Annotated in this window: 4 protein-coding genes and 1 pseudogene; all 5 read left to right on the top strand. The window is 47.9% G+C overall.

Annotated elements, in window-relative coordinates; translation table 11 throughout:
- Nucleotides 1–245 (top strand): annotated as a pseudogene (locus tag CIK90_RS14120) (hypothetical protein); the annotation flags it as partial.
- 221 nt (nucleotides 246–466) lie between these two features.
- A complete protein-coding gene (locus CIK90_RS02925) occupies nucleotides 467–1,798 on the top strand; it encodes a hypothetical protein (RefSeq protein WP_094436723.1) in 1,332 nt (443 codons plus the stop codon).
- Between the two features lie 14 nt (nucleotides 1,799–1,812).
- On the top strand, nucleotides 1,813–2,745 hold the full coding sequence (locus CIK90_RS02920) for a CHC2 zinc finger domain-containing protein (RefSeq protein ID WP_158214687.1): 933 nt from the start codon (nucleotides 1,813–1,815) through the stop codon (nucleotides 2,743–2,745).
- A gap of 211 nt (nucleotides 2,746–2,956) precedes the next feature.
- A complete protein-coding gene (locus CIK90_RS02915) occupies nucleotides 2,957–3,175 on the top strand; it encodes a DUF4248 domain-containing protein (protein ID WP_094390502.1) in 219 nt (72 codons plus the stop codon).
- A gap of 804 nt (nucleotides 3,176–3,979) precedes the next feature.
- Nucleotides 3,980–4,090, top strand: a complete 111-nt coding sequence (locus CIK90_RS14115; RefSeq protein ID WP_158214686.1) for a smalltalk protein — start codon at nucleotides 3,980–3,982, stop codon at nucleotides 4,088–4,090.
- Nucleotides 4,091–4,269 lie beyond the last annotated feature (179 nt).

Raw genomic sequence — 4,269 nt, 5'->3', positions numbered from 1 at the left:
ATCATTACCTCTTCGTGGAGCATGTGGCAAAGGCGTTATGGCCGGTAAAGCGTAACCCACACGTGTTTGTGGGACGGTATATCAACGTGAATAGAAAACCAGACGGGACTATCTATCCTACGTTCAATCGCCCAGACTACAACGAGAAACTCACTTTCGCTAAGTTCTGTATGGAAGCTGCCAAAGAACTGAGGCAGGTTGCCAAACTGGTAGATAGTGCAACAGGCCTCGGAGAAGAAGTGTGAATTCTAGCCAAAATATCAGTTAATATCAGTTACAGTTGTTTTTTTGAGGGTATATAAAATTTCAAGCCCCTTATATAATACTTATAACTAATTAATAATCAATAATATATATAATAATATATAGGTAGGGAGCGAAATGGGTACCCCTTAAAAAACAACTGATATAACTGATATTGATATTTTTAGGCTCATCCAATTTCAATCTAAAAAGCTGTAATATAATGACTTACGACATTACAACAAAGACTGCTCCAGCCATGCCAAAACTTGGAAAAGGCTTGGATTTCGTGAAATTAGTGCTCTCGCAGGTATCTCCAGACATGCGTGAACCTATCGCTCCGACACTTTTTGATGCTGCAGCAGCTCATATCAGTGCAACTGAATTTTTGTATCCAGACCAATCTTGGAAGGAACTTTGTGGCATGATAGATGCACTTTCGGCAGGTTCTGCAGGCGGAAAAGGCCAACTGCAGGGATATGTTGAAGCGATGATGCGTTTCGCGCGAAAGCATGATGAAGTGGAGTTGCAGAAGCTCGTGGAATGGCAAAGAAACATGAAGTCGAAAGGTGCCAACAAGGAGAAACCTATTCGTCCTGATGTCTCGTTTTGGTTTCCACCTTCCGATGTGACTAATGCTGCCTTCATACAGAATGCGATGGCATGTGAACAGGGGAACGCACACACGCAATACTATAACATGCCGGAGGTGGAGATGGCTGACAAGATATGCGGCGGTCATAAGCAGGTGACGCAGACTATCCGCAACATCTACGACAAGGCCAGGGCTGGTGCACTTCGTGCCACGGCTGAGGGTGTGACGGGAAATCCGGTGCTGCGTGTCAACATGAATATTTCATGTACTCCGGGTGAAGCAAGGAATTTCTTCAAGCGCGACTTGTTTAACGGTACGCTCGGACGTGTGGCTTTCTCCTATAAGGCTCGCGGCAATCGCGATGGGCATATTCCACGACAGGGGGAGTATGATGAGGATTTCCTCAAGAAACTCGATGCCTATATCGTGCGCCTGCAGGCTTGCAAAGGGCGACATGTGGTGCAGCCGCTCAACAAACTGGCTGATAGACTGGCGCTCGACATGGCGGCGCTGGCTGACCTCACGGATGATGATACCCTGTGGGATATGAGTAAGCGGTCTATCGTGAATGCATGGAAGAAAGGGTGCGTGCTCTATATCCTGAACGGCATGACATGGACTAAGGGTATGGGCGATTTCGTGGAATGGCTGGTGTATTACGACCTCTGGTCTAAATCGCAAATATTTGGAGATATGTTCAAAGAGGGTAGCGACAGTTTGGGTGACGCACAGAAGAGTGGTCCGAAGAACATGCTGTGTGACCTGCCTGATACGTTTAACGAGGCACAACTGGAGGCTCTCCGCGTCTCTCTCGGCAAATCGAGGGAGGGGACCAGAGGCCAGTTGCATGTTTGGAAGAACCGCAACTTCATCACGTATTCTGCCCAGACGGGGCTGTACTCCAAGACGCAGGAGTATCTGATGGGGAATGTTGTCGGACGTGGTACTAAAAGGAAATAGCCATGCTCGACAGAATGAAGATTGAAAAGCTTCGCGCACTGCCCATTGAGGCGGTGGCGGAGCGCCTCGGACTGCGGGTGACGCGACATAAATGTCTGTGTCCGTTTCATGATGACCATCATGCGAGTATGACGTTTCTCGCAAGGACTAACAGCTTCAGGTGTTTTGCCTGTGGAGCTCACGGCGGCACGATAGACCTCGTGATGCGCCACCTCGACAAGGATTTCCCCAGGGCGTGCCGATGGCTGGCTGACGATGCTAACGTGGTGATCGACGAATACCGACCGCGCACGCCTGTGGCGGAGAAAGCCATGAGGCCGTTTGATGCCTCGCGCTATGCCCGCAACTTCGAACATCCGTGGTTGAGCAGCGAGGCGCAACAGTTCCTGTTTGCCGAACGGAAGATCAATCCGCGTGTGGTGCGCTGGTGCCGCCTGTCGTCGTGGACTGACCGTCTGGGCATCCATTGGTTGCAGACGCCATATTTCGACACGACGGGGCAGCTCATCGGTTTGCAGAACCGCAACCTCGACTACCACAAGGGGGACGTGACGCCGCGCTTCCGCTTCCCCTACGGGGCGCGCTGCACGATCTACAACCTGCCTGTGGTGGCGATGCTGCGGCCTGAGGAACCGCTCTACATCACGGAGGGATGCTCCGACTGTTGGGCGATGCTCTCGGCGGGTCATAAGGCGGTGGCGATTCCGTCTGCCACCTTGCTCTCCGTGGCTGACAAGGAGTTGTTGAGCGATCTGGCAAACCGGTTGGGCACGTCGTTCCACATGTTTCCCGATCGCGATGCGCCTGGCGAGCGTCTCTTCATGCAGTTGCGTGAGGTATTGCCGACGCTCCATCACCACCAGTTGCCGGCAGGGTGCAAGGATTTCTCTGATTATTATGTTTCATCTATTAACAATTCAAGTTTCGCAACTGAGGGAATTGATTGAAGTTAAAGAAGTTATCTTAACTTCCCCACATGCGCAACTGAGGGAATTGATTGAAGTTAAAGAGTGATCACTTCCTACGGTCGTTCGGGAAGTGAAGAGACAATAGCCTTTTGCCGTAAGACGTAGGACATTAGTCCCTTAACTTCTCTCTAACTTCCCTAACTTCCCTTAACTTCCCCACATGCGAAAGTTCAGTTAACAACAACACGCTATGAACGATTTTGAAATTCGGTCTTATACCAAAAAAGATTTGGCGCTCAGATATTTCCCGTCTGCCACGCCGCACACGGCGGTCAACCGCCTGATGTCATGGATCTGCCGCTGTCAGCCCCTGACGGCTGCCCTCGCGAAGCAGGGGTACAGGAAAACGAGTAAGTGGTTTTCGGCACGTGAGGTCAGACTCATCGTGGAATACCTGGGTGGGCCGTGATCCATCGGATCATCGGATCATCGGATCATCGGAATTTAAACGGAATTTATACGGATGAATTTTGGGGTTGCTTCGCAAGAAATCTTTGGAGGAAATCTTTAATGAAATATGGCCTTTGGCCAGAAATCAATCATCGGAATTTAAACGGATATTAGACGGAAATATAATCTTTAAATAAAAATCCTAACTGAAAATGCGCTCGAATACCTCGCTTCTGGGAAGGGTTTTTATGGGGATCGCCTTACGGCTCGACATCTAAACTAGAATCTTGAACAAAATCTTTAACTAAGATGAAGTCTGAAGTCTGATGTCTGAAGTCTGAGGGAGTGGCCTTTATCATCCTACGAAAATCTTTCTCCGTGTACTCCGTGTGCTCCGTGGATTATTTTAGTTGCCTACGGCAAGAAATCTTTGGAGGAAATCTTGTTTAAGATGTTGCTTCGCAAGAAATATTTTAGGGAGATAGCTATCTTAAATAGATTTCTGGACCGTTTAGGTCCTTAGATTTTTACCAAAGATTTCCTCCAAGATTTCTTGCGCAAGCAACACGAAACATAACCTTTAACCTATAACCTATAACCTATAACCTATAACCTTAACTTCCCCACATGCGAAAGTTCAGGAATTTAAAAGAAAATGTCCTCAAATCGCAGGAAACGTATAGAAACGTATGATTGATTTACGGGGATGTTGTATCTTTGCAACAGAAACAAAAAAGGCTGGCAGAAGCCGAACGCATCTCGGAGGCGCCCCGAATGTAGCAGGTGAAAACAGCCAAGTAAGTAACTTTAATGATCTTATACCATGAGTAACACAAAAAACAAAGAAACGCTCAAGACTGTACTCCAGTTTATCGTAAGCGTGATCACAGCACTCCTCGCCACACTCGGCGTTCAGAGTTGCGTCGGCATCTGACAAATTAGTTATTAACCTTAAAAAAACACAATTATTATGGCTACAATTCAAGCAATCGACATCATCAAAGGTATCAGTGGTAAGTATGGTAACAAGTCTAACGACTACTTCGCCACTAACAAGTCTAGTAACAAAATCCATCTCGCCAAACTCGCCAACCCATACAAGGGTCCTGCTAC

Source organism: Prevotella sp. P5-126, from assembly GCF_002251185.1.
Lineage (GTDB): Bacteria > Bacteroidota > Bacteroidia > Bacteroidales > Bacteroidaceae > Prevotella.
This window is presented reverse-complemented; position numbering and strand designations above follow the sequence as displayed.